The organism is Microbacterium galbinum (assembly GCF_023091225.1).
Classification (GTDB): domain Bacteria; phylum Actinomycetota; class Actinomycetes; order Actinomycetales; family Microbacteriaceae; genus Microbacterium; species Microbacterium galbinum.
In genome coordinates, this window is record NZ_JAHWXM010000001.1 from 1137075 (window position 1) to 1162140 (window position 25066).

Below are 25066 nucleotides of genomic sequence, written 5' to 3' on the forward strand. Positions count from 1 at the left end.
AGCCGGGCGAGCTCAGCTCAGCGCCGAGATCGCCTCGCGCAACAGGCCGTCGGCCGCGTCGAGGGCGGAGGCCGCGTCGGCGGGCGTCGCGCCGGTCGCGAGGATGAGCACCGCGAGCTTGACCGATCCGTCGGCGGCGGCGAGCGCGCGCGCGGCCTCGTCGGTGTCGACCCCGGCGAGCTGCGACACCGTGCGGATCGACCGCGCGTGCAGCTTCTCGTTGGTGGCGAGCAGATCGACCATCACGCCGCGGTAGGTCTTGCCGAGCTTGATCATCGAGAGCGTCGTGAGCATGTTGACCACGAGCTTCTGCGCGGTGCCCGACTTCAGGCGCGTCGACCCGGAGATGAACTCCGGGCCCGTCACGACCTCGATCGCGATGTCGGCGGCGGCACCGATCGCGGAGGCCCGGTTCGAGGCGATCGCGACCGTGAGTGCGCCCAGACCGCGGGCGTAGTCGAGTCCGCCGATCACGTAGGGAGTGCGGCCCGAGGCCGAGATGCCGACGACCGTGTCGGATGCGGTGAGCTGCAGTTCCGCCAGTGATGCGGCCGCAGCGTCGGCGTCGTCCTCGGCGTTCTCGACGGCCGAACGGATCGCCGTCTCACCGCCCGCGATGATGCCGACCACGAGCGACGGGTCGGTTCCGAAGGTGGGCGGGCACTCGCTCGCGTCGAGCACGCCGATGCGACCGGCCGTCCCCGCACCGATGTAGATGAGGCGCCCTCCGCGACGGAAGCGCTCGGTGATGCCGTCGACGGCGGCGGCGATCTGCGCGGCCTCCGCGGCCACCGCTCCCGCCACCCGGGCGTCCTCGGCGTTCATGCGCTCGACGAGCTGTGCGCTCGTCAGAAGATCGAGGTCACCGCGCTCGGTGGTCGCGGCCTCGGTGTCGAGCTTCGACAGCTCCTCGATCAGAGCGGTGAGTCGGGTGTCGTCATTCGGCACGGTGCACGAACCTTTCGTGAGGGAGATCGAAGCGGGTGGCGAGCAGGAGGGCACCGTCGATCGCGTCGCCGACGGGCCGCCGGACCCGGCGGCCGGCGGCGGCGAGCGCATCGGTGAGCTGCCCACGGAACCAGGCGTGGTCGGTGAGTCCGCCGTGCAGCACGACATCGGGCGTCGTGGACGCCGCGACGGCGGAGGCGGTGAGCAGGCGGGTCGCCTCGGCGGCGATCGCCCGAGCGGCCTCATCGCCGGCCTCGGCGGCATCCAGGGCGAGCGGAGCGAGGGTCGCGAGACGTCGGGCGAGTGGATCGCCGTGCGCGAGCCAGGGGATGATGTCGGATGCCGCGCCCACGGGTTCCGCGATCGCCTCCGTGAGAGAGGTCGCGGGCCCGAGACCATCGGCGGCGTGCAGCACCGCGCGGAGCACCTCGCGGCCAAGCCAGGAGCCGCTTCCGAGGTCGCCGACGTCGGGACCCCAGCCGTCGACGAGACGGGCGCCCTCGGCATCCGTTCCGAGGGCGGCGGCGCCCGTGCCGGCGATGAGAAGCACGCCGTGGCCGCCGTCGAGTGCACCGGCGTGGGCGGTGACGACATCAGAGGTCACGGCGACGGGGGCCAGCACCCGCGCGGCGAGGAGACCGGCCAGGCGCTGCGCGGCGGCGGGTGCGGCCCACGCACCTGCCGCCCCGACGGAGAGGGCCGATATCATCCCGTCCGGTACCTCGGCGAACACGGTCTCGACCGCTGCGAGAGCGGCGCTGACACCGTCGGCGGCGGCGAGCCCCGGCGCACCTGTACCCTCATGTGCAGGCCGGCGTGTCGGATCGGCGACCACCAGTCGGCAGCGCGACTTGCCGAGGTCGACGGCGAGCACGCGGGACATCGAGATCATAAAAATAGTCTACGCAGATTGACGGCGACATGAAAGAATTCTTCACAGCCGGAAAGGGAGATGAATGAGCATCCAGACGACGATCGCGGCTTCGGTCGACACGCTGCCGCCCTCCCTCGCCCGGATCGCCCGCGCCGTCGCCGACAACCCCACCCAGGTGATCGAGAGCACGATCACCGAGCTCGCCGCGTCGTGCGACACCTCGGTCGCGTCGGTCGTGCGCTTCTGCCGCGTGATCGGGGTGAGCGGTTACGCCGCGCTGCGTCGCACCCTCGCCGCCGAGCTCGGGCGCGAATCGGTCAACTTCGGCACCAACAGCGGGTTCGGCGCCGAGATCGCCGCCGACGACAGCCTGCGTGACGCCGCCCGCAAACTCGCCGCCCTGGAACGCCTCGCGATCGAGGAGACCGTCGAGCGCCTCGACTACGACGCGCTCGGAGCGGCCGCCGAGGCCATCGAGGGCTCGGGGCGCATCCTGCTGTTCGGAATCGGGGCGAGTCGCCTGGCCGCCGCCGATCTCGGCCACAAACTGCTGCGCATCGGCCACAACGCGATCGCCCTCGACGATGCGCACGAGGCGAGCGCCGCCGCCGCCCTGCGCACCTCGCCGACCGTCGCGATCGGCTTCTCGAACTCGGGAACGACCCCGGAAGCCGTGCTCTTCCTGCAGGCCGCCCGCGACACCGGTGCCACCACGATCGGCATCACCGGCGCCGGTACCTCTCCCCTCGCCCGCGCCTCCGATCACCTCCTCCTCACCCACGCGCGCGAATCCCGCTTCCGCGCCGGCGCGATGGTGAGCCGCATCGCCCAGCTCGCCCTCGTCGACTGCCTCTTCATCGGCGCGGCGCAGTTGCGCCGCGATGTCGCGGTCGACGCCCTCGAGCGCAGTGCCGCCGCGACCCGGGCGCTGCGCGGCGAGTAGCCGTTCTCAGGCGGTGTCGACGGCGTCCGGCGCCGCCGCGGGCTCCGGTGACCGCTCATGGATCGAGCCCGCCGTGCGCAGGAACACGATGATCCAACTGAAGATGAGCACCGCGGCGATCAGCTCGACGGCGGTCAGGTTGTAGTACCCGGTCGCGAAGAACACCGCGAGCAGAACGATCACCAGCACGTACGCCCACCCGAGCAGCACGAAGATGCGTGGGATGGTGCGCAGGAGCCACGGCAGCCCGACCACGATCACGGCGAAGGCCACCGCCATCCCGGTCGCGACGGTGTTGTGCACCGCGAAGAACTCGTCGACGGGGAAGATCCCCACGCACGCCAGGAAGATCCCGATGAGGATGAGTCCCGTACGCACGATCGTGCGGCCGCGCCGATCGACCGGGTCGGTCGCGGGAAGGCCCGCGGTCGCGTAGCGGGAGATCGTCGTGACCATGACGCCCGCGATGATCAGGGTGATGTTGAAGGCGTACGAGGCGCTGTTGGAGCTCATGCCCAGCGCCGAGAGGTTGTCGCGCCACCAGTGCGGATCGCTCGAGGCGAGCATGCTCGCGAAGGCGCCGATCACGAGGAACACCGCGAGCACGAGAGACAGGGTCATCGGGGTGAGCGCGACGGAGCTGAGGAACGACACGTACGCGGTGAGCGCGAAGGCGACACCGATGAGCACCGCTCCGGGGAACGCGAACACCGGCGCATCCGTGAAGCTCTGCTCGAGCAGCTTCGCGATCCCGAGCCAGCCGAGGTAGGCGATCGCCGCGTGGGCGAAGGCGATCGCGAGCAGGTCGTACCAGCGCAGACGGTCGCCCGGCACGCTGAAGCCGTCGCGCACGGCATCCGGATCGGCATCCTCGGGACGGGCGACGAGACGTCCGAGTGCGAACGCGAGGGCCGCGGTGGCCGCTCCCCCGTAGGCTGCGAAGTTGCCGATCGATCCCGTGCCGCTGATCGCCATCTCATGGCCGAAGAACACGGGGAAGGCGACGAGGAAACCGATCACGAGGAACAGCGCCCCGACGATGAGCGCGGCGGCCTCGAGCACGGCGTCGTCGCGCGCCGGCCCCCGCACCTGCCGGAGCACCTGGCGGACCCGTTCGGCGATCGCGTGCATGCTGCACCTCCCGCCGCCATCCTAGGGTCGCGGCGCTCGCCGATGGGGGGGGGCGGATGCCGCGGCGCCGCGCCGTTAGCCTGGAGGGGTGACCGAGACCCTCCACGCCCGCGCCGTCCTCCTCGACATGGACGGGACCCTGGTCGACTCGACCGCCGTCGTCGAACGCCTCTGGTTGGAGTGGGCGCAGCCGCACGGGCTCGACCCCGCCACGGTGCTGCGGGTCATCCACGGCCGCCAGGGCCACCAGAGCATGTCGATCCTGCTGCCCGAGCGCGACCACGCCATCAATCTGCACGAGAACACCGTCATGCTCGCGAACGAGAGCAGCGATGTCGCGGGCGTCGTCGAGATCACCGGCGCCGCCGCACTGCTGCAGGCGCTGCTCCCCCACCCGCACGCGATCGTGACCTCGGCGAACGTCGAACTGATGACCGCGCGCATGGGCGCGGCGGGGCTCCCCCTGCCCGCCCTGACGATCACCGCCGAGAGCGTCTCGGCCTCGAAGCCCGACCCCGAGGGCTTCCTCCGCGCCGCAGCGGAGCTCGGTGTCGATCCCGCCGACTGCATCGTGTTCGAGGACTCGGGTGCCGGCATCCAGGCCGCGCACGCCGCCGGTATGCGCGTGGTCGGCGTCGGCCCGCACGCCCACGCGCACGACCCCGAGGTGCAGGTCGACGACCTCACCCGTGTCGCCGTGACGGCGACAGACGACGGCTTCACGCTGACGATCGACTGACGACCCGCGCCGCACGCCGGTGAGGCGGATGCCGCGGCTCAGCGCGTACGGAGCCCGTCGAGGGCCACGGCGAGAACGTCGCGGGCGAGGGCTTCGGCCCCTTCGGGACCGCTCGGGCGGTACCACTCCACGAGGGAGTTGACCATGCCGAAGAGCAGACGCGTCGCGACCGAGGCATCCACATCGGCTCGCACCGCGCCCTCCTCCTGCGCCGCGCGCACGATCGCGGTCACGGCCTGATCGAAGGCGCGCCGACGTTCGAGTGCGCGCCGTTCGACCTCGCTGTTGCCCCGCACGCGCAGCAGCAGCGTGACCGAGGGCAGATGCGTCACGAGCACACCGACAGCGCCCTCGAGCACCGCGGCCAGTCGGTCGCCCGGGCGCACGGCATCCGTGATGGCCAGGACGCCCTCGAGGCCGTCGAGCGCCTCGTCGAGGGCCGTCTCGAGGATCTCCTCCTTGGAGGAGAAGTGGTGGTAGAGCGCGGCCTTCGACAGCCCGAGCCGGGCAGCGAGGGCAGCCACCGAGGTGCCGTCGTAGCCGGACTCGTTGAACACCGCCACCGCCGCGTCGAGCAGACCCCGGCGGTCGTACCCGGGGCGCCCTCGACGGACGGGGTCGGCTGCGCTCATCGCCCCAGTCTGGCACGCGGGCCGCGCGGCGAGGAGTGGCTGCTCAGCGCTCGAAGTCCTCGAAGATCAGGGTCGTGCGGGTCGTGCGGATCGACGGGATCGCCTGGATGTCCTCGAGAACGATCCGGCGGAGGTCGCGCGCATCGTTCGCCCGCACGAGCAGGATCACGTCGAAGTCTCCACCGACCAGCGCCATGTGCTCGATCTCGGGGATCGCCCGCAACCGATCCTGCACGAGCTGCCAACTGGCCTGCTCGATCGCGAGCGTGACGTAGGCGCTCGCGTGATGGCCGAGCTTCGCGGGATCCGTGCGCACGGTGTACCCCGTGATCACCCCCGCATCGGTGAGCCGTCGGATCCGGGCATGGGCGCCTGCCCGCGAGATGTGCACGGCATCCGCCAGCGCGGTCATCGACGCCCGCGCATCGCGTCGCAGCTCGTCGAGGATGGCCCGGTCGATCTCATCCAGCGTGGTCATGGCACTCCTTCGTCCCGCGTCGAATTCTGACACTTCGGCGAGCGCGAGCGCAACGAGCGCGCAATCGTCCAGCATTCAGCCGCACCTCTTGGACGACTGCGCGCGAGAGCGCATGCTGTCGTCATCAGGTTCGGCGAGGAAGGCGACCAGATGAACGACGACATGCTCCCCCGCGACGAGGCGGTGCAGCTCATCGCCCCCGACGGCACGCTCACCGAGGACGCGGACTATCCGCTCCCCGACCGCGGCGCGCTGCTCGACGCCTACCGCGGACTCGTCGAGGGACGCCGCTTCAACGACCAGGCGAGCGCACTGGTGCGCCAGGGCCGCCTCGCGGTCTACCCCTCGTCGCACGGGCAGGAGGCCTGCCAGGTCGCAGCCGCGCGGGTGCTCGACGGCGCCGCTGACTGGCTGTTCCCCACGTACCGCGACGCCGTCGCCATCATCGGACGCGGAGTCCCGCCGGCGGAGACCATGGTGCTGCTCGCCGGCGACTGGCATTCGGGCTACGACGTGCGTGCGCACCGCGTCGCCACGCAGTCCACGCCCCTCGCGACCCAGTTGCTGCACGCGGTCGGCTTCGCGTACGCCGCGAAGCGTCGCGGCGACGACACGGTCGTGCTCGCCCTGTGCGGCGACGGCGCCACCAGCGAGGGCGACTTCCACGAGGCGATGAACTTCGCGTCGGTCTTCCGCGTGCCGGTGGTCTTCTTCGTGCAGAACAACGGATTCGCGATCTCGGTGCCCCTCTCGCGCCAGACCGCTGCCCCCTCGCTCGCGCACAAGGCGATCGGCTACGGGATGCCGGGGCAGCGGGTCGACGGCAACGACGTCGCCGCGGTGCTGTCGGTGCTCGGCGCGGCCGTGCGGCGAGCACGCGCGGGCGACGGCCCCACGCTCGTCGAGGCGCACACCTATCGGATGCAGGCGCACACCAACGCCGACGACGACACCCGCTACCGCGAGCGCGCCGAGGTGCAGGCCTGGGTCGAACGCGACCCGCTGCGGCGGCTGCGCACGCACCTCCGCGCGGTCGGAGCGCTCGACGACGAGACCGAGGCCCGGTTCGCGGCGGATGCCGAGACCCTCGCGACCGAGCTGCGCACCGCATTGAACACCGACGCCGACCTCGATCCCGAGGATCTCTTCCGATTCGTGACCGCGACCCGTTCCCCGCAGCTCGAGGAGCAGTGGGCGATGCTGCGGGGCGAGATCGAGCGCACGGCGGCGGCATCCGGCCAGGCGGAGTCCGCCTCTCACGAAGGAGCATCCCGATGACGATCGCGCAGGACGGCACGCATCTCGACGGCATCGGCGCGGGCGTCGATGCGGACGGCCGGGCCCCGGCGACGCTCACGATGGCCGCGGCACTGAACCTCGCACTCGCCGACGCGCTGACCGACGACCCCGAGGTCGTCGTCTTCGGGGAGGACGTGGGGGCGCTCGGCGGGGTGTTCCGGGTCACCGACGGACTCACCGCGCGCTTCGGCGAGGATCGCTGCTTCGACACCCCGCTCGCCGAGTCCGGCATCGTCGGCACGGCGGTGGGCATGGCGATGAACGGCATGCGCCCCGTGGTCGAGATGCAGTTCGACGCTTTCGCGCTGCCCGCGTTCGAGCAGGTGGTGAGCCACGTCGCGAAGTACGGGAACCGCACGCGCGGAGGGGTGCGGATGCCGCTGGTCATCCGCATCCCGTTCGGTGGCGGCATCGGCGGGGTCGAGCACCACTGCGACTCGTCGGAGGCGTACTACGCGCACACCCCGGGGCTCACGGTCGTGTGCCCGTCGACCCCGCAGGACGCCTACTCGCTGCTGCGGGCGGCGATCGAGTCGCCCGATCCGGTCGTGTTCCTCGAGCCCAAGAAGCTGTACTGGACGCGCGGCGAGGTCGACACCGCGCACCGCGTCGACCTCGGCAGCGCCCGGGTCGCGCGCACCGGCACCGATGTGACGCTGCTCGCCTACGGCGCGGCCGTGCCGCTCGCGCTGGAAGCCGCCGAGGTCGCAGCCGCCGAGGGCCGCAGCGTCGAGGTCGTCGATGTGCGCTCGCTCTCCCCCTTCGACGACGCCACGGTCACGGCCGCCGTGCGCGCCACCGGGCGGGCGGTCGTGATCGCCGAGGCACCGGGCTACGCGAGCGTCGCCTCCGAGATCCAGTCGCGGGTGTTCGAGCGCTGCTTCGAGCACCTCGAGGCACCGGTGCGCAAGGTGACCGGGTTCGACATCCCTTACGCCCCGCCGAAGCTCGAGCACTGGTACCTGCCCGACGTCGACCGCGTGCTCGACGCGATCGACACGCTGCACTGGGAGGACGAATCGTGAGCACCCTCACCGCGCACGTCTTCCGGTTGCCCGATCTGGGCGAGGGTCTCACCGAGGCCGGTCTCGTGCAGTGGCTCGTGGCGGTCGGAGACACGATCGCCGTCGATCAGGCGATCGCCGAGGTCGAGACCGCCAAGAGCGTCGTGGAGCTGCCGTCCCCGTTCGCGGGTGTGGTGACCGCGCTGCACGGCGACGCCGGCGACACGATCGCCGTCGGCGCCCCGGTGCTGGAGGTGTCGGATGCCGCGGCGGCGAGCGCCTCATCCGAAGCCGTCCTCCCCGAGAACGCGGCGCACGAGGACTACCGAGTCGAGGAACGCGCAGGCTCGGGCAACGTGCTCATCGGCTACGGCACGAGCGAACGGTCGGCGAGCGGACGCCGCCGGCGGTCGGCCGTGCACGACTCGGCCGCGACGCCCGCCGACACGGCGGAGGCACCCTCCGCCCGCACCGTCGCGGTGCGCTCGCCGATCGTCCGTCGGCTCGCCCGCGACCTCGGTCTCGACGTGCACGCGATCCCCGCGACCGGAGCCGACGGTGCCGTGACGCGCGCCGACGTGCTGCGGGCCGCGGTCGATCATGCCGTCGACGGCGCGCACGCACCGGCATCCGCGGGTCCGGCGTCGTCCGCCGACGAGATCGACGGCCTGCGCGTGCGCGCCCGTGACCGCCTGTCTCCGCTGCGCCGGGCCGTGAGCGCCCGCCTGAGCCGCAGTCGCGCCGAGATCCCCGAGGCGACCGTCTGGGTCGACGTCGACGCGACGCGTCTCTGGGATCTGCGGCGCGAGATCGCCGCGGCCGGCGAGCGCGCGCCGTCGCTGACCGCGCTGTTCGCCCGCTTCGCCCTGCTCGCGCTCGAGGACCACCCCGTTCTCGCCTCGCGTCTGGATGACGGCGGGGAGGAGCTCATCGCGTTCGAGGGCGTGAACCTCGGGGTCGCCACCGACACCGAGCGCGGGCTGCTCGTGCCGGTCGTCCCCCGCGCGCACGAGCTGAGTGTCGCGCGACTCGACGCCGCGCTGCGCGAGCTCGCCGAGACCGCCCGGGCCGGGTCGATGCCGCCCGAACGGATGCGCGGCTCGACCTTCACCCTCAACAACTACGGTGGACTCGGCGTCGACGGGTCGGCTGCGATCATCAATCATCCCGACGTGGCGATCCTCGGCATCGGACGCGTGCTCGAGCGACCCTGGGTCGTCGACGGCGAGGTCGTCGCCCGCCGCATCGCCCAGCTGTCGCTGGTGTTCGATCACCGCGTGTGCGACGGCGGCTACGCCGCGAGCTTCCTGCGGCAACTGGTCGCGCTGATCGAACAGCCGTTGCGCGCCTACGGGCGCGTGTGAGGAGGCCGATATGACCGAGGCGTTCCTCATCGGCGGAGCCCGCACCCCGATCGGGCGCTACGGCGGCGCCCTCTCCGGCATCCGCCCCGACGACCTCGCCGCCCTCGTGGTGCGCACCGCCGTCGATCGCGCCGGAGTGCCGGATGCCGCGATCGACGAGGTGATCCTGGGAGCGGCGAACCAGGCCGGGGAGGACAACCGCAACGTCGCGCGCATGGCCGTGCTGCTCGCGGGGCTCCCCGACGACATCCCGGGTCTGACCGTGAACCGGCTCTGCGCCTCGGGGATGTCGGCCATCGCCCTGGCGGCCCAGGCGATCCGCGCGGGGGACGCCGAGCTGCTCGTCGCGGGCGGCGTCGAGTCGATGACCCGGGCCCCGTGGGTGCAGGCCAAGCCCGAACGGGCGTGGGCGAAACCGGGCGCCGTCGTCGACACCTCGATCGGCTGGCGGTTCACGAACCCGCGCCTCTCCGCACGCGCCGGCACCACCCTCTCGATGCCGGAGACCGCGGAGGAGGTCGCCCGACGCGACGGGATCACGCGAGAGGATGCCGACGCGTTCGCGCTGCGCAGCCACGCCCTCGCGATCGCCGCGATCGACGCCGGACGCTTCGCCGACGAGATCGTCGCCGTGCCCACGCGCGCCGGCGAGGTCGACGTCGACGAGGGCCCGCGCCGCGACACCGACCTCGGTGCGCTCGCGTCGCTGCGCCCCGTCGTGGAGGGCGGCCGCGTCGTCACCGCCGGCAACTCGAGCTCCTTGAACGACGGGGCCTCCGCCGTGATCGTCGCCTCGGGTGAGGCCGTGCGCCGCTACGGCCTCACACCCCGTGCCCGCATCGTCACGGCGACCTCCGCCGCACTCGCTCCGGAGATCATGGGTCTCGGTCCCGTGCCGGCGACCGAGAAGGCGCTGCGGCGCACGGGCCTCGCGGTCGACGCGATCGGGGCCGTCGAGCTGAACGAGGCCTTCGCCTCCCAGTCGCTCGCCTCGATCCGTCGGCTCGGACTCGACCCGGAACGCGTCAATCGCGACGGCGGAGCGATCGCCCTCGGGCACCCGCTCGGGTCGAGCGGCTGCCGCATCGTCGTCACGCTGCTCGGGCGCATGGAGCGCGAGGGGGCGGGGCTCGGACTCGCGACGATGTGCGTGGGCGTCGGGCAGGGCACGGCCATGATCCTGGAGCGGGTGGCATGAGCGACCCGCTGCTGATCGAACGGCGTGACGACCGCGTGCTCGCCACGCTCCACCGACCGGAGCGCCGCAACGCCATCGACCTCGCCACGATCGATGCCCTGCACGCGCTCTGCGCCGAGCTGGAAGCCGACCCCCGCACGCTGATCCTCACGGGTGCGGGCGGCGACTTCGCGGCGGGCGCCGACATCGCCCAACTGCGCGAGCGCCGCGCCGACGATGCGCGCCGCGGGATCAACGCCACGGCCTTCCTCCGCGTGGCCGAACTGCCGATGCCGGTCATCGCCGCCCTCGACGGCTACGCGCTGGGCGGCGGCGCGGAGCTCGCCTACGCCGCCGACATCCGCATCGCCACCGCGTCGCTCCGCATCGGCAACCCCGAGACCGGACTCGGCATCCTCGCCGCTGCCGGCGCGACCTGGTGCCTGCCCGAGATCGTCGGCCACGCCCGCGCCGCCGATCTCCTGCTCACGGGCCGTGCGCTGGGCGCGGACGACGCCCTCTCCTGGGGGCTCATCTCGGCGATCCATCCGCCCGAGCAGTTGCTGCCCGCCGCGCACGCGCTCGCGGACCGCATCGCCGCGAACGACCCGCTCGCCACCCGGCACACCAAGCGCGCCCTCCGCGCGCCGCGTGCGGAACATCCGCACATCGACGGAGAACTGCAGGCCGAGCTGTTCGAGAGCCCCGAGAAGGAGCGCCGCATGACCGCCTTCCTCGATCGCACGGATCGCTCGTGAGCGCGCCGGCCGTCGTCGGCGTGATGGGCGGAGGGCGCATGGGCGCGGGCATCGCGCACGCGTTCCTGCTCGCCGGATCGCGAGTGGTCGTCGTCGAGCGCGATACGGAGGGCGCGGATGCCGCGGCGCTGCGCATCGACGAGAGTCTCCGCCGTTCCGCCGACCGCGACCCCGGCCTCGATGCGGGCGAATGCGCCGCGCGCCTCCGGGTCACGACGGATGTCGAGGCGTGCAGGGGGGCCGCACTGGTCGTCGAGGCCGTGCCCGAGGACCGCGTTCTCAAGGAGGATGCGCTCGCGCGGCTCGAGCACGTGCTGCCGGACGAGGCCGTGCTCGCCTCGAACACCTCATCGATCTCGATCGACGACCTCGCGCTCGCCCGCCGACGGCCGGAGCGCTTTCTCGGGCTCCACTTCTTCAACCCGGTGCCCTCGTCGGCACTCGTCGAGATCGTGCGGGGAGCGACCACCGACCCGGCCGTCGTCGATACCGCGCGCGAGTGGGTCGCTCTGCTCGGCAAGACTCCGATCGTGGTCGCCGACTCCCCCGGCTTCGCGTCGTCGCGCCTCGGCGTCGCGCTCGGACTCGAAGCCATTCGGATGCTCGAGGAGCGCGTCGCATCCGCGGCCGACATCGACGCCGCCATGACGCTGGGGTACCGGCATCCGGTGGGCCCGTTGCGCACGACCGACCTCGTGGGGCTCGACGTGCGTCTCGGGATCGCCCAGGAGCTCGCCCGCGAGTTGGGTGACCGCTTCGAGCCACCCGCTCTGCTGCGCCGAATGGTGGCCGAGGGGCGGCTGGGACGAAAGAGCGGCGCAGGCTTCTACGACTGGACCGACCCCGACTCTCCGAAGGAGACGCGATGACCGAGTACCTGCCCAGTTACGTCGAGGGCGCCTGGTGGACGCCCTCGGCTGGATCACCCTCGACGGAGGTGCGCGACGCCTCGACCGGCGAGCTCGTGACCCGCGTGTCGACCACGGGTCTCGACCTCGCGGCGGCGCTCGTGCACGCCCGCACGGTCGGGCAGGCGAGCCTCGCCGGGCTCACCTTCCACCAGCGAGCCGTGCTGCTGAAGCAGTTCGCGCTGGCGCTGACCGCCCGCAAGGACGAGCTGTACGCGCTCTCGGCCCGTACGGGTGCGACGGCCGCCGATTCGTGGGTCGACATCGACGGCGGCATCGGCGTGCTCTTCTCCTACTCGGGCAAGGGACGCCGCGAACTGCCGAACGGCACCGTGCGCATCGACGGCCCGGTCGAGCCCCTCTCGAAGGACGGGTCCTTCCTCGGCCGCCACGTGCACACCACGCTGCCGGGCGTCGCCGTGCAGATCAACGCCTTCAACTTCCCCGTGTGGGGTGCGCTCGAGAAGTTCGCCCCCGCCTTCCTCGCGGGAATGCCGACGCTGATCAAGCCCGCGACCCCGACCGGCTACCTCGCCGAGGCGATGGTGCGCATCCTCATCGAGTCGGGTCTGGTGCCCGAGGGCACGCTGCAGCTCGTGAGCGGGAGCGTGCCCGACCTGTTCGACCACCTGCTCCTCGGCGACATCGTGGGATTCACCGGCAGCGCCTCGACCGCCGAGTCGCTGCGGCGGAGCGCCGCGGTGCAGACCGGGGGCGTGCGTTTCACGGCCGAGACCGACTCGATCAACGCCTCGGTGCTCGGCACGGATGCCACGGTCGACACGCGCGAGTTCGATGCCTACGTGCGCCAGCTCGTCACCGAGATGACGACGAAGGCCGGACAGAAGTGCACCGCGATCCGTCGCGTCATCGTGCCGGAAGGATCGGCGGATGCCGTGATCGAGGCCGTGCGCACCCGCCTCGCGGAGCGCACGGTGCTCGGAGACCCCCGAGCCGAGGGCGTGACCATGGGCCCGCTCGCCTCCCTCGCCCAGCGCGACGAGGTGCTGCGACAGGTCGCCGCACTGCAGGATGCCGGCGGACGGATCGTGATCGGCACGACCGCGACGCCGGAGGTGCGACGCGCCGACGGAACCACGGGGCCGGTCTCGGAGGGGGCCTTCGTCGCGCCGATCCTGCTGCGCTTCGACGACGCCGAGGCGGATGCCGTGCACGACATCGAGGCCTTCGGCCCGGTCGCCTCGATGCTGACCTACTCGACCATCGCGGAGGCCGCAGGTCTCGTCGCCCGCGGCGGCGGTTCGCTGGTGACGAGCATCGCGACGCACGACCCCGCGCAGGCGGTGGCGCTCGCGACCCGCATCGCGCCGTTCAACGGGCGGCTGCTGGTGCTCGACCGCGACGATGCACGCTCCTCGACCGGACACGGATCCCCGCTCCCCAACCTCGTGCACGGTGGACCGGGGCGGGCCGGCGGTGGCGAAGAGCTGGGCGGGATCCGGGCGGTGCTGCACCACATGCAGCGCACCGCGGTGCAGGGATCGCCCGAGATGCTCACGGCCCTGACCGGTGTCTGGCACACGGGCGCCGCGGTGCGCAGCGACGGACGGCATCCGTTCCGCCGATCACTCGCCGAACTGCGGGTCGGCGACCAGGTGGCCTCGGGATCGCGCACCGTGACCCTCGACGACATCGAGACGTTCGCGCGCTTCACCGGCGACACCTTCTACGCCCACATGGACGAGGCCGCGGCGGCGGCGAATCCGTTCTTCCCGGGGCGAGTCGCCCACGGCTATCTGCTCGTGTCGTGGGCGGCAGGGCTCTTCGTCGATCCCGAACCCGGTCCGGTGCTCGCGAACTACGGACTCGAGGACCTTCGCTTCGTCACGCCGGTGTCGCCGGGTGATGAGATCCGCGTCGAACTGACCGCGAAGCAGATCACGCCGCGCGAGACCGACGACTACGGCGAGGTGCGCTGGGACGCCGTCATCCGCAATCAGCGCGACGAGACCGTCGCGACCTACGACGTGCTCACGCTCGTGAGCAAGCATCCTCAGGGCGAGACGGTGCCCGCCTGATTCCGGAGAGGCCGAACAGCGCCCCGGCCGCGACCATCCCGACCAGAAGTCTCATGAGCGAGCGCATCGGCGGCATCCCCCGCCCGCTCATCCGAACACCAACGGCGCGCGCAACGTCGCATCCTCCACGCCGATGCCCGTCACGACCGCCGCCGGATCGGCGGGGTCGCGGTCGGAGCGGAGCCGCACGAACCCGCCGTCTCGTGTGGCCGACTCGTAGAAGTACTCGCCGGAGGCGATGACGGTCACGAAAGTCCCTTGCGGGAACGCTGTGATGGCCGCACTCACGGGATCCCCCACACGCACTCCGCCGGCCGAGGGCAAGGAGGCTCCCGGGTGGACCGGTTCGCCGTAGACGTTCGACACTCCGACCGTCACACTCGCGACGCGTTCGCCGCTCTCATCGGTCCAGATCCCGACCGATGCGGATCCATCGGCGGCGGTCAGCCACCACGGGCTCCCCGCCCATTCCGGCTCGACCGCCCGAGCACCCGGTACAGCGGCCAGCGCAGCATCGAGATCACTGCCGAGCACGATCGGACCGACGGCCGCGGTGCTCATCTCCCACGCACTCCACGGCGCTGACGGGTCGGCCGCCGCCGGTGTCTCCGACGGAGTCGGCGGATTCGCCGTCAGCTCCTCGATGAGGGCGTCGCGGGCGGAGCCGCTGTGCTCTCGCAGCATCTCCGCCACCGCCTCGGCGTCGATCGCCGATCCGTCGACCCCCGTCTGGAACAGCTCGACGATGACGTTCCCCATCGACGCGTAGCCCTTGTGATACCGCCACTCGCCATCGACGTACCCCTCGGTCAGCGTTCCGGCGATCGCCTGCACGTCGTCACCGTCGCCGACGATCTCGGCGTCGAACCCGGACTCCCGCTCCAGCACGTAGGAGGCGCATTGCTCCGTCGCCGCGCGAAGCTGGTCCATCCGCGCTGAGACCTGCGCCTCGTCGGCGAGCTGCAGCACGTGCAGCCGTCCCACGGCGTTGTCGCTTCCCTCGAGGGTCCACGTGAGGGTCCGCGCCGCGACCGATCCCAAGGACATCTCTGCGGAGAGCGCGCCGCAGATCGAGGGGACGGGCACCGGCCCACCCCCGTCGGAGATCTGCTCCAGTGCGCTCGTCGGTTCGGACATCTCCGCGATGCCCGGCAGGAGCGCGCGGATCTCGTCCTCCGAGGGCAGGAACCAGTCGAGCTCGTCACCGACGAAGTGGAGCGGCCCGTCGTAGGCCGCGGGCTCCGGAGTCTCGGGGGCAGCCGTCGGGGTGGGATCCGGCGTCAAGTCGGGTTCGGGCGCGCACCCGGAGAGTCCGAACAATGCCCCGGCCGTGACCAGGCCGAGGACGAGCTTCGTGAACGACCGCCCGTGCGGCATATGACCCTCCGATGATCCGCTGCGCCGCCCGCCGACGCCTCCCCTGGGGCGAGCGTAGCGGCTGCTCTGGACATCCCGCCCGCCTCCACGACCGGTCGAGATCAGAATGATACGAATCGCATGCCCGTGGGCGCATATATGTCGCGAGGGAAGGTGTCAGAGCCCGCTCACGTCCGCCAGAACAGCGCCCACCGCCTCCCGCGCCGCCGAAGCGGTCGGCGCTGCGAGGGCCGCATCGGCCGCACGTCGGCACGCGTCCTGATCGACGGCCGCGAGCGCCGCGCCGACCCGCCCGAGCGCGCGCGGTGCCATCGAAAGCGAAGTCACTCCGAGCCCCGCGAGCACCGGAGCGAGCGCGGGGTCCGCCCCGGCCTCGCCGCATACCCCGACCGGCTTCCCCGCCGCGCGCCCCGCAGCGCCTACCGCGCCGATGAGTCGCAGCACCGCGGGCTGCCACGGATCGTTGAGGTCGCCCAGTTCGCTGAGGAGCCGGTCGGCCGCCAGCGTGTACTGGGCGAGATCGTTGGTGCCGAGGCTGACGAAGTCGACGACTTCGAAGATCTCGGTGGCGAGCAGGGCGGCCGACGGGGTCTCGATCATGATGCCGACACGGTCGATCCCCGCGCCCCTGGCCCGCTCCGCGAACTCCGCCGCCTCCTCGACGGTCGCCACCATCGGCGCCATGACCTCGACGAGGGCCGATTCCGCCTCGGCGGCGAGGGCGAGCGCTCGCAGCTGATCATCGAGAAGACGCGGGCTGCGACGGGCGATCCGCAGACCCCGTACGCCGAGCGCCGGGTTCTCCTCGTCGTCGACGTTCGCGAAGGGCAGGGGCTTGTCACTTCCCGCGTCGAGCGTGCGCACGACCACCTTGCGACCGGGGAACGCGGCGAGCACCCCGCGGTACGCGATGACCTGCTCATCGACGGAGGGAGCATCCGTGCGCCCGAGGAAGCAGAATTCCGTGCGGAAAAGTCCCACGCCCTCGGCGCGCGCCTCCGCAGCGGCGAGGGCGTCCGCCGCACCTCCGACGTTGGCGAGCAGGGCGAGCGGATGGCCGTCCGCCGAGCGGCCCTGCCCGTCGAACTCGACGACGACCGCGGCGGCACGCGCGGACGCCACTCGCTCCTCATCCGGGCCGACCTCGACGGTGCCGCGATCACCGTCGACGAGCACGATCTCCCCCTCGCGGATGCCCGTGGCACCGGTGACGCCGACGACCGCCGGGAGTCCGAGCGAGCGGGCGATGATCGCCGTGTGAGAGGTGGGACCGCCCTGCTCGGTGACGAGCGCTGCGCAGCGACCACCGCCGAGGGCGGCCGTGTCGGCGGGCGAGAGGTCCACGGCGACGAGCACGAACGGCTCCTCGCGCTCGGGGACCCCCGGCAGGTCGAGTCCGAGGATCTCCGCGATCACGCGGTCGCGCACGTCGCGGATATCGGCGACGCGTTCGGCCATCCGCCCCCCGAGCGCCTCGAGGGCCGTCTCGTGCGATCGGGCCGCTTCCCATACCGCGCGCGCGGCCGTGCGGCCCTGCGAGAGCACGAGCGCGCGGGCATCGGCGAGCAGCTCGGGATCGGACGCGATGAGGCGTGCGGCATCGAGGATCTCCCGCGCCTCCCCCGTCGACTCCGCGGAGCGCGCACGCAGGTGCTCGGCGACCGCGACGGTCGCCCGCTCGACCGCCGAGACCTCGGCGGGGCGCTCGCTCTCGGCGACGACGACTCCGCCATCGGGCTCGGGCAGCGCGGGAGCGAGATGAACGACGGATGCCGCGGCGACCCCGGGGCTCACGCCTCGTCCGCGCAGCACATCGCCCGCGGTCACCGCACCCGCCGCATCCCGAGGCGGCGCGACCGGTTCCGGCGCCGAGCCCGTCCCGGTGCCGGTGCCGGTGCCGGTTTCGGGGAGCCCGTCCGTTCCCTCCCCGAACCCGTCGTCGAAGAGCGCCGCGATCCGATCGAGAGCACCGGCGGCATCCGCCCCGTGCGCCGAGATCTCGATCTCGTCGCCCTGGCGCGCGCCGAGGATCAGCAGCCGCGAGAGACTCGCCGCAGCCGCCTCCGGGCCGTCGGGCAGTCGCCGCAGACGCACGTCGACGCCGCCGGAAGCCTCGGCGATCAGGGCCGCCGGGCGGGCGTGGAGGCCCTGCGGGTTGCGCACGAGCACGCGGCGGGTCTGCGCGTCGCCGGCGGGCCGGGACGGAGCCACCGGTTCCGGAACCGGTTCCTCCGCACCGAGCTGCCCCGACTTCGCTCCGAGGGCCGCGGACGCCTCGGCGGCGACCGTGTCGAGATCTCCCCCGGCCGCCGCAGACACCACGGCGGCGAGCAGACCCTCGACGAACGGTGCGGGGGCGAGCCTGACCGGCACGTCGCTCAGGCGCAGTTCGAGTGCGAGCTCGGCGCTGAGCACAGCCGACCCGAGGTCCATGAGCACGAGCACACCGTCGCAGTCGGCGGCGAGCTCGTCGATCGCTTCGGCGACGGCCACGGCATCCGTGCCGAGGATCGGCGTACCGTCGGCATCCGTGCCCGCACCGGCCGCGACGCGCACTCGCGCGCCGGGCCCCTGCACCATCTGCAGGGCGAGCTCGAGCGCCGCCTCCCCGAGTCGTGCGCTGTGGGAGACGGCGACGATGCCGATCATCAGCTCGCCGCGATCGCCGCGGGGAGCGTCTCGAAGAGCAGCGTGGTCGATGCGGCACCGGGATCGAGATGTCCGGCACTGCGTTCGCCGAGATAGCTGGCCCTCCCCTTGCGGGCCACCAGCGGCAGCGTCGCGTCGCGCCCCGTGGCGGCGGCGACCGCAGCGGCCTGCGTCGCCTCGGCGAGGTCGGCACCTCCCTCGATGGCCGCGTCGAGCGCATCGACCGCCGGCGACATCGCGTCGAACATCGTCTTGTCCCCGACCTCGGGCTTGCCGCGCGCGACGATGCCCTCGAGCCCGGCGCGCAGCGCGGCGGCCAGGCCGGTCGCGTCGAGATCCTGGACCGCGCCGGTCGTCATCCCCATCCGCAGGAAGAACGTGCCGTAGAGCGGCCCGCTGGCGCCGCCGACCGAGCTGACGAGCGTCATCCCGACGGTCTTCAGGAGGTCGTCAGCCGCGGCCGGCGCGCTCGCTGCGAGCTTCTCGGTGACGGCGCTCATCCCCCGCGCCATGTTCGCGCCGTGGTCGGCGTCGCCGATCGCGGAGTCGAGTTCGGTGAGCCATTCGCGCTTCTCGGCGACAGCCGCGCCGAAGCGGATGATCCAGTCCTGCAGGGTGGCGATCGAGACGGTATCCGCGGCCATCAGGCGCCCCACCGCAGACCGGGGGTCACGACCGGGCTGTCCCACAACCGCAGCACCTCGTCGTCGGCCTTCAGCACCGTGACCGAGCAGCCGGCCATGTCGAGCGAGGTGATGTAGTTGCCGACGAGGTTGCGCACGATCTGCACGCCCGCTGCCTCCAGGAGCGCTGCGACCTCGGCGTACATCAGGTAGAGCTCGATCTGCGGGGTCGCGCCCATCCCGTTGACCATCACGATCGCGGGTCCCGCGAAGTCGAGGTCGGCGAGGATCGGCTCGACGAGCTGGCGGGCGATGTCGGATGCCGGCGCCAGGGGCTCCCGGTGGCGCCCGGGCTCGCCATGGATGCCGATGCCGATCTCCATCTGGTCGTCCGGAAGGTCGAAGGTCGGCTTGCCGGCGGCCGGCACCGTGCAGCTGGTGAGCGCCATGCCCATGGAACGCCCCTGGCCGTTGACGCGTTGCGCGAGGGCGACGACGGCGGCGAGGTCCTGTCCTTCCTCCGCGGCCGCGCCGACGATCTTTTCGAGCAGCACGGTGAGGCCGACGCCGCGTCGTCCGGCCGTGTAGAGCGAGTCCTGCACCGCGACGTCGTCGTCGACGACGACCGTGCCGACCTCGATGCCCTCCATCGAGGCGAGTTCGGCGGCCATCTCGAAGTTGAGCACGTCGCCGGTGTAGTTCTTCACGATGTGCAGCACGCCGGCCCCCCGGTCGACGGCCTTCGTCGCTGCCTGCACGCGGTCGGGTGTCGGAGAGGTGAAGACCTCACCCGCGACCGCGGCGTCGAGCATCCCGACACCGACGTAGCCGCCGTGCAGGGGCTCGTGCCCCGATCCGCCGCCGGAGACGATCGCGACCTTTCCCTGCGCCTTCGGCTCGGCCCGCGTGATGACGTGCGTCTCGAGGTCGACCGACAGCTCGGGATGCGCGAGTGCGACTCCCTTGAGCGATTCGACGAGCACGTCCTCCGGGGCGTTGATGAGCTTCTTCATCGTCCGATCTCCTTCGATCTCTTCCGTCGGGTGTCGATGCCGGCCGCATGGCCGACGTCGCGAAAGCAGGCGACCTGGAACAGGCGACACCGCCGTCACTGTCGAACATGCTCGGGACGGCTGGTCTTGTCAAGGTCGAACGTGGGATCCGGGGCCACCAACTCTCTTCTTCGGCGTTCTTCGACGCCACCGTGTCACCCGCGCCGTGTCACCCGCGCCGTGTCACCCGCGCCGTGTCACCCGCGCAGTGTCACCCGCGCAGGGCGAGCACGAACGGCAGCACCTCGGTCGCGCCGGCGAGCCGAAGCGTGCGCGCGGCGACCGTGAGAGTCCATCTGCTGTCGGCGAGATCGTCGACGAGCAGCACGGGACCGTCGGGGATCTCGAGGCGATCGGCGCTGAACCGATCCCAGAGACCGCCGAGGCGGAAGACGCTGTTACCGCCGGGCTGACCGCTCGGACCGCCGCCGACGAGACCGAGCTCGCCCAGGTACGGCAGCCGGCCGATCTCGGCCAGTCCGCGGGCGAGGCTGTCGACGAGCTGGGGGCGCGAGCGCGACGGGAGTGCCACCACCGCGACGGGCCGCTGCGACCACTCCCACCCGGCCAGCACGCGCACGCATCCGTCGAGCACCTGTCGCGTCACCGCGGCGTCCGGCGCCCCCGCGGCGAAGAGCGTGCGCAACGTGCCACCCCACCCCAGGTCGGTCAATCGCGCCAGCGCCCGCCCCTCGCCCGCCTGTTCGTCTGCGGCGATGCGCCCCTTGACGGGGACGTCGAGCCGATCGGCGCCCGTGGGCCAGGCGCGGCGGGGCTCGATCGGCACCCCGACCCGGTCGAGCGACTGGGAGGCCTGGGTGGTGGCCGCCGCGCCGATCTCGCGCGGGAACCATTCGCCCGCGCAGTTGTCGCACCGCCCGCAGGGCTTCGCGGTGTCGTCGTCGAGGGCGCGCTGCAGGAACTCCATCCGGCATCCGTCGGTCTGCTCGTACGCGATCATGTGCTGCTGCTCGGCGACGCGCTCCCCCGCGATGCGTTCGTATCGCTCGGCGTCGTAGCTCCACGGCGCCCCCGTCGCGACCCACCCGCCCTGCACGCGTCGCACCGCGCCGTCGACGTCGAGCACCTTCAGCAGCAGTTCGAGCGGGGTCCGACGGATGTCGACCATCGCCTCGAGGGCCGGTGTCGAGATCGGCGCGTCGCCGAGTGCGCCGATCACCCGCTCCGCACGTTCACGGTCGGGCATCGACGCGGTCGCGAAATAGTGCCAGATGTCGCGGTCCTCGACACCGGGCAGCAGTAGCACGTCGGCGCTCTCGCTGGCGCGGCCCGCACGGCCCACCTGTTGGTAGTACGCCACGGGCGACGAGGGCGCGCCGAGGTGCAGCACGAAGCCGAGATCGGGCTTGTCGAACCCCATGCCCAGCGCACTCGTCGCCACGAGCGCCTTCACCTCGTTACGCTGCAGCATCCCCTCGGATTCGGCGCGTTCCTCGGTGTCGGTCTGCCCCGTGTACGCCCGCACGTCGTGCCCGTGATCGCGCAGCAGTCGCGCCGTATCGACCGCCGCCGCGACCGTCAGCGTGTAGATGATGCCCGATCCGGGGAGATCGTCGAGGTGGCTCAACAGCCAGGCCAGTCGGCTCGCGGAGTCGCGCAGCCGGAGCACTCCGAGGCGCAGCGACGTACGCGCGAGCGGTCCGCGGATCGTGAGCACCCCGGCCCCGGGATCGCCTCCCGCCGTGCTCGCGCCGAGCTGCTCGGCCACGTCGACCATGACGCGGCTGTTCGCCGTGGCCGTGGTGGCGAGAACCGGGACGTCGGCCGGCATCTCGGCGATGAGATCGCGCAGCCGTCGGTAGTCGGGGCGGAAGTCGTGCCCCCAGTCGCTGATGCAGTGCGCCTCGTCGACCACCAGCATCCCCATGCGGCTCACGAGCGCCGGCAGACGCTCTTCCCGGAAGGCCGGATTGTTGAGGCGCTCGGGCGACACGAGCAGAACGTCGACCTCGTCACGGTCGAGCTGCGCGAGGACGTCGGTCCACTCGTGGGCGTTCGTCGAATCGATGGCGACCGCCCTCACCCCGGCTCGGGAGGCTGCCGCGATCTGATCGCGCATCAGGGCCAGCAGCGGCGAGACCAGGACGGTCGGCCCCGCCCCCTGGCCCCGCAGCAGGCGGGTGGCGACGAAGTAGACGGCCGACTTCCCCCACCCCGTGCGCTGCACGACGAGCGCCCGGCGGCGACCGTCGACGAGCGCTTCGATGGCCTCGTACTGCCCGTCGTGGAAGTCGGCATCGGGGCGGCCGACCAGCTCGCGGAGGGCGGCGAGAGCGGCCGCGCGGGTGCCGAGGGAGGGTGCGGAGGTCATCCCCTCACTCTGCCCCATCCCTCCGACACCGCGATCGGCGCACAGACGCACCGGCCCCGCCGCGCAACCGGTCGTCTAGCGTGGAGACGTGATCACCCGAGACCTGGCCGTCGCCCTCCGAGCCGCCGGCCTGGTGTGGCATCCGATCGAGGGCGACCGCTTCCAGCTCGACCTCCCGAACGAGGTGGAGCTGGAGTCCGAGGCCGACGTGTTCACCGTCAGCGGCATGACGATCGAGGCGCGGCAGACGCCGAGCGGCACCGACCTCGCCTTCAACGGCACGACCGAGTGGGCGCTCGACGCGGTGACCCTCGCGGATGCCGTGTGGCTCCCCCGCGAGGATCAGTTGCGCGAGCTGCTGCGCGGAACCTTCCGCTCGCTGGAGCGGCTCGACGACACCTTCCGTGTGCGGGTGCGGATCTCGGGGGAAGATTTCTCGTTCGAGCACCCCGATCCCGCCGAGGCCTACGGCCGAGCGCTGCTAGAGCTGGTCTCGCGCTCGCAGTGAGTCAAGGATCCGACGCGCGCCGGCCTTGAGGATCCCATCCCGTCGTGACAGAATTACCTAACGAACGGTCAGTAAAGAAGCTGGCCGGGAGGAGCCCCGATGAACGCCCCCGCAGACCCCTCGATCACCGCGGACGTCTCCGACGAGCAACGCATCTCCGACGAGGAACGTCTCTTCGACGAGCTCATCGCGAACGAGCAGCGCATCGAGCCGCGCGACTGGATGCCCGAGGCCTACCGCAAGACGCTCATCCGTCAGATCTCGCAGCACGCGCACTCCGAGATCATCGGCATGCAGCCGGAGGGCAACTGGATCACGCGCGCGCCCAGCCTCAAGCGCAAGGCGATCCTGATGGCGAAGGTGCAGGACGAGGCGGGCCACGGGCTCTACCTGTACTCCGCGGCGCAGACCCTCGGCATCACCCGCGACGAGATGATGCAGCAGCTCATCGACGGGCGGGCGAAGTACTCCTCGATCTTCAACTACCCCACCCCGACCTGGGCCGACATGGGCGCGATCGGATGGCTCGTCGACGGCGCCGCGATCTGCAATCAGGTTCCGCTCTGCCGCGCCTCGTACGGACCCTACGGCCGCGCGATGGTGCGGGTCTGCAAAGAGGAGTCGTTCCACCAGCGCCAGGGCTTCGAGATCCTGCTCACCCTCATGCAGGGCACCGAGGAGCAGCGACGCATGGCGCAGGATGCCGTCGACCGCTGGTACTGGCCGAGCCTGGCGATGTTCGGCCCACCGGACGACCAGTCCCCCAACTCCGCGCAGTCGATGGCCTGGAAGATCAAACGCTTCTCGAACGACGAGCTGCGCCAGCGGTTCGTGGGGATGCTCGTTCCGCAGGCAGAGATCCTCGGCGTCACCCTGCCCGACCCCGAGTTGCGCTTCGACGAGGCATCCGGGCGGTACGAGATGGGTGAGATCGACTGGGACGAGTTCTTCGAGGTGCTCCGCGGCAACGGACCGTGCAACACCGAACGGCTGGAGCGCCGGCGCACCGCTCACGAGGACGGGGCATGGGTGCGGGAGGCCGCGGCGGAGTACGCCCGCCGGCAGGCATCCGCCTCGGCCCTCGACAAGGAGGTGGCCTGATGGCGAGCCCCGGCACCGACCCTCGCGAGCCCTGGCCCCTCTGGGAGGTCTTCGTGCGTGCGAACCGCGGGCTCAGCCACGTGCACGTGGGGTCCCTGCACGCACCGGATGCCGAGATGGCGATCCGCAACGCGCGCGACCTGTACACCCGACGCGGCGAAGGGGTCTCGATCTGGGCGGTGCCCGCCGAGGCCATCACCACGAGCGACCCGGATGCGAAGGGCGCGTACTTCGAGAGCGCCGCGGGCAAGAACTACCGGCACGCCGTGTACTACACGGCCTCCGAAGGGGTGCCGCACCTGTGAACGCCGTGGACGGTCACGGTGACGTCACCGTCGAGGAGCTGCACCTCGCGCAGGAGCTCGCGGGATCCGGCGAGCGCGCGGCATCCGCCGACATCGCCGAGTACGCGCTGCGTCTCGGCGACGATGCGCTGATCCTGTCGCAGCAGCTGGGCGCCTGGATCTCGCGTGCGCCGGAGCTCGAGGAGGACGTGGCGCTCGGCAACATCGCCCTCGACCTGCTCGGCCACGCCCGCTCGCTGCTGCGCTACGCCGGCTCCTTCGACGGACGCAGCGAAGACGATCTGGCGTTCTTCCGCGACGAGCCGGAGTTCCGCAGCGCCTGGATCATGGAGCAGCCCAACGGCGACTTCGCGCAGACCATCGCGCGCCAGCTCGTCGTCTCGACGTACATGGTCGAGCTCTATGCGGCGCTGCGATCGAGCGGCGACGGGACCATCGCGGCCGTCGCCGAGAAGGCGCTCAAAGAGGTCGACTACCACCGCGACCACGCCGTGCAGTGGACGCTCCGGCTCGCGGGCGGCACCGAGGAATCGCGCTCGCGGATGATCCGCGCCCTGCGCGACGTCTGGCCGTTCGTCGACGAGCTGTTCCGCGACGACCCGCTGATCGACCGGCTCGACGATGCGGCCGCGCGCCCGTCATCGCTGCGCGCGGGCTTCGATGCCGTGATCGACACGGTCTTCGCCCGGGCCGACCTCGCGGTGCCCGACGTCGCGGCGTCGTCCGCCGGCGGACGACAGGGGTCGCACGCCACGCCGATGGGGCACATCCTCGCCGAGATGCAGGTGCTCGCGCGACGGCATCCGGGGGCGACATGGTGACGGC

23 protein-coding genes are annotated in these 25066 nt (G+C 71.9%); 13 read left to right on the plus strand and 10 right to left on the minus strand.

Features of this window, described 5'->3' with window-relative positions:
* Positions 1 to 12: 12 nt before the first annotated feature.
* A complete protein-coding gene (gene murQ / locus KZC52_RS05600) occupies positions 13 to 948 on the minus strand; it encodes an N-acetylmuramic acid 6-phosphate etherase (protein ID WP_247623067.1) in 936 nt (311 codons plus the stop codon).
* The gene (locus KZC52_RS05605) at positions 938 to 1840 is read right to left on the minus strand and encodes an N-acetylglucosamine kinase (protein ID WP_247623068.1); all 903 of its coding nucleotides are present in this window, start codon (positions 1838 to 1840) and stop codon (positions 938 to 940) included. The genes murQ and KZC52_RS05605 overlap by 11 nt, the downstream gene beginning before the upstream one ends.
* A gap of 64 nt (positions 1841 to 1904) precedes the next feature.
* Here KZC52_RS05605 and KZC52_RS05610 point away from each other — a divergent pair, with 64 nt between their 5' ends.
* Positions 1905 to 2765 (plus strand): MurR/RpiR family transcriptional regulator, encoded by an 861-nt coding sequence (locus KZC52_RS05610; RefSeq protein WP_247623069.1) that lies wholly within the window; start codon positions 1905 to 1907, stop codon positions 2763 to 2765.
* A 6-nt stretch (positions 2766 to 2771) separates the two neighbouring features.
* On the opposite strand, the gene KZC52_RS05615 is transcribed toward KZC52_RS05610, so the two are convergent.
* A complete protein-coding gene (locus KZC52_RS05615) occupies positions 2772 to 3896 on the minus strand; it encodes a DUF998 domain-containing protein (protein WP_247623070.1) in 1125 nt (374 codons plus the stop codon).
* Between the two features lie 88 nt (positions 3897 to 3984).
* Here KZC52_RS05615 and KZC52_RS05620 point away from each other — a divergent pair, with 88 nt between their 5' ends.
* A complete protein-coding gene (locus KZC52_RS05620) occupies positions 3985 to 4635 on the plus strand; it encodes an HAD-IA family hydrolase (RefSeq protein WP_247623071.1) in 651 nt (216 codons plus the stop codon).
* Positions 4636 to 4673: 38 nt separating this feature from the next.
* On the opposite strand, the gene KZC52_RS05625 is transcribed toward KZC52_RS05620, so the two are convergent.
* Both KZC52_RS05625 and KZC52_RS05630 read right to left on the minus strand, forming a co-directional pair.
* A complete protein-coding gene (locus tag KZC52_RS05625; protein ID WP_247623072.1) occupies positions 4674 to 5267 on the minus strand; it encodes a TetR/AcrR family transcriptional regulator in 594 nt (197 codons plus the stop codon).
* A gap of 43 nt (positions 5268 to 5310) precedes the next feature.
* On the minus strand, positions 5311 to 5745 hold the full coding sequence (locus KZC52_RS05630) for an Lrp/AsnC family transcriptional regulator (protein WP_247623073.1): 435 nt from the start codon (positions 5743 to 5745) through the stop codon (positions 5311 to 5313).
* A gap of 150 nt (positions 5746 to 5895) precedes the next feature.
* Here KZC52_RS05630 and KZC52_RS05635 point away from each other — a divergent pair, with 150 nt between their 5' ends.
* From KZC52_RS05635 to paaZ, 7 genes are read left to right on the plus strand one after another with little or no spacing between them, the layout of a single operon-like run.
* Positions 5896 to 7023 carry a thiamine pyrophosphate-dependent enzyme gene (locus KZC52_RS05635; RefSeq protein WP_247623074.1) on the plus strand — a complete coding sequence of 376 codons (1128 nt, stop codon included), beginning with the start codon at positions 5896 to 5898 and terminating at the stop codon, positions 7021 to 7023.
* Positions 7020 to 8069 (plus strand): alpha-ketoacid dehydrogenase subunit beta, encoded by a 1050-nt coding sequence (locus tag KZC52_RS05640; RefSeq protein WP_372491558.1) that lies wholly within the window; start codon positions 7020 to 7022, stop codon positions 8067 to 8069. The genes KZC52_RS05635 and KZC52_RS05640 overlap by 4 nt, the downstream gene beginning before the upstream one ends.
* Entirely contained in the window at positions 8066 to 9412 is a 1347-nt protein-coding gene (locus tag KZC52_RS05645) for a dihydrolipoamide acetyltransferase family protein (protein ID WP_247623075.1), read from the plus strand. The genes KZC52_RS05640 and KZC52_RS05645 overlap by 4 nt, the downstream gene beginning before the upstream one ends.
* 10 nt (positions 9413 to 9422) lie before the next feature.
* The gene (locus KZC52_RS05650) at positions 9423 to 10610 is read left to right on the plus strand and encodes a thiolase family protein (RefSeq protein WP_247623076.1); all 1188 of its coding nucleotides are present in this window, start codon (positions 9423 to 9425) and stop codon (positions 10608 to 10610) included.
* A complete protein-coding gene (locus tag KZC52_RS05655) occupies positions 10607 to 11347 on the plus strand; it encodes an enoyl-CoA hydratase/isomerase family protein (RefSeq protein ID WP_247623077.1) in 741 nt (246 codons plus the stop codon). The genes KZC52_RS05650 and KZC52_RS05655 overlap by 4 nt, the downstream gene beginning before the upstream one ends.
* Before the next feature lie 23 nt (positions 11348 to 11370).
* The gene (locus KZC52_RS05660) at positions 11371 to 12216 is read left to right on the plus strand and encodes a 3-hydroxyacyl-CoA dehydrogenase family protein (protein ID WP_247624715.1); all 846 of its coding nucleotides are present in this window, start codon (positions 11371 to 11373) and stop codon (positions 12214 to 12216) included.
* Positions 12213 to 14294 carry a phenylacetic acid degradation bifunctional protein PaaZ gene (gene paaZ / locus KZC52_RS05665; RefSeq protein ID WP_247623078.1) on the plus strand — a complete coding sequence of 694 codons (2082 nt, stop codon included), beginning with the start codon at positions 12213 to 12215 and terminating at the stop codon, positions 14292 to 14294. The genes KZC52_RS05660 and paaZ overlap by 4 nt, the downstream gene beginning before the upstream one ends.
* Before the next feature lie 87 nt (positions 14295 to 14381).
* Here paaZ and KZC52_RS05670 read toward each other — a convergent pair whose 3' ends face one another.
* From KZC52_RS05670 to KZC52_RS05690, 5 genes are all read right to left on the minus strand, one after another.
* Positions 14382 to 15671 (minus strand): hypothetical protein, encoded by a 1290-nt coding sequence (locus tag KZC52_RS05670; protein ID WP_247623079.1) that lies wholly within the window; start codon positions 15669 to 15671, stop codon positions 14382 to 14384.
* Positions 15672 to 15827: 156 nt separating this feature from the next.
* Positions 15828 to 18320, minus strand: a complete 2493-nt coding sequence (ptsP, locus tag KZC52_RS05675) for a phosphoenolpyruvate--protein phosphotransferase (RefSeq protein WP_247623080.1) — start codon at positions 18318 to 18320, stop codon at positions 15828 to 15830.
* On the minus strand, positions 18320 to 18964 hold the full coding sequence (gene dhaL / locus KZC52_RS05680; protein WP_281731236.1) for a dihydroxyacetone kinase subunit DhaL: 645 nt from the start codon (positions 18962 to 18964) through the stop codon (positions 18320 to 18322). Before dhaL ends, ptsP begins: the two co-directional genes overlap by 1 nt.
* On the minus strand, positions 18964 to 19956 hold the full coding sequence (gene dhaK / locus KZC52_RS05685) for a dihydroxyacetone kinase subunit DhaK (protein WP_247623081.1): 993 nt from the start codon (positions 19954 to 19956) through the stop codon (positions 18964 to 18966). Before dhaK ends, dhaL begins: the two co-directional genes overlap by 1 nt.
* A 250-nt stretch (positions 19957 to 20206) precedes the next feature.
* Positions 20207 to 22327: a RecQ family ATP-dependent DNA helicase gene (locus tag KZC52_RS05690; RefSeq protein WP_247623082.1), complete on the minus strand. Its 2121-nt coding sequence runs from the start codon at positions 22325 to 22327 to the stop codon at positions 20207 to 20209.
* 88 nt (positions 22328 to 22415) lie between these two features.
* Here KZC52_RS05690 and KZC52_RS05695 point away from each other — a divergent pair, with 88 nt between their 5' ends.
* From KZC52_RS05695 to paaC, 4 genes are all read left to right on the plus strand, one after another.
* The gene (locus tag KZC52_RS05695) at positions 22416 to 22835 is read left to right on the plus strand and encodes a pilus assembly protein CpaE (RefSeq protein WP_247623083.1); all 420 of its coding nucleotides are present in this window, start codon (positions 22416 to 22418) and stop codon (positions 22833 to 22835) included.
* A gap of 99 nt (positions 22836 to 22934) precedes the next feature.
* Positions 22935 to 23936 carry a 1,2-phenylacetyl-CoA epoxidase subunit PaaA gene (gene paaA / locus KZC52_RS05700; RefSeq protein WP_247623084.1) on the plus strand — a complete coding sequence of 334 codons (1002 nt, stop codon included), beginning with the start codon at positions 22935 to 22937 and terminating at the stop codon, positions 23934 to 23936.
* The gene (paaB, locus tag KZC52_RS05705) at positions 23936 to 24241 is read left to right on the plus strand and encodes a 1,2-phenylacetyl-CoA epoxidase subunit PaaB (RefSeq protein ID WP_247623085.1); all 306 of its coding nucleotides are present in this window, start codon (positions 23936 to 23938) and stop codon (positions 24239 to 24241) included. Before paaA ends, paaB begins: the two co-directional genes overlap by 1 nt.
* Positions 24238 to 25062 carry a 1,2-phenylacetyl-CoA epoxidase subunit PaaC gene (gene paaC / locus KZC52_RS05710; protein ID WP_247623086.1) on the plus strand — a complete coding sequence of 275 codons (825 nt, stop codon included), beginning with the start codon at positions 24238 to 24240 and terminating at the stop codon, positions 25060 to 25062. Before paaB ends, paaC begins: the two co-directional genes overlap by 4 nt.
* The last annotated feature ends 4 nt before the right edge of the window (positions 25063 to 25066 follow it).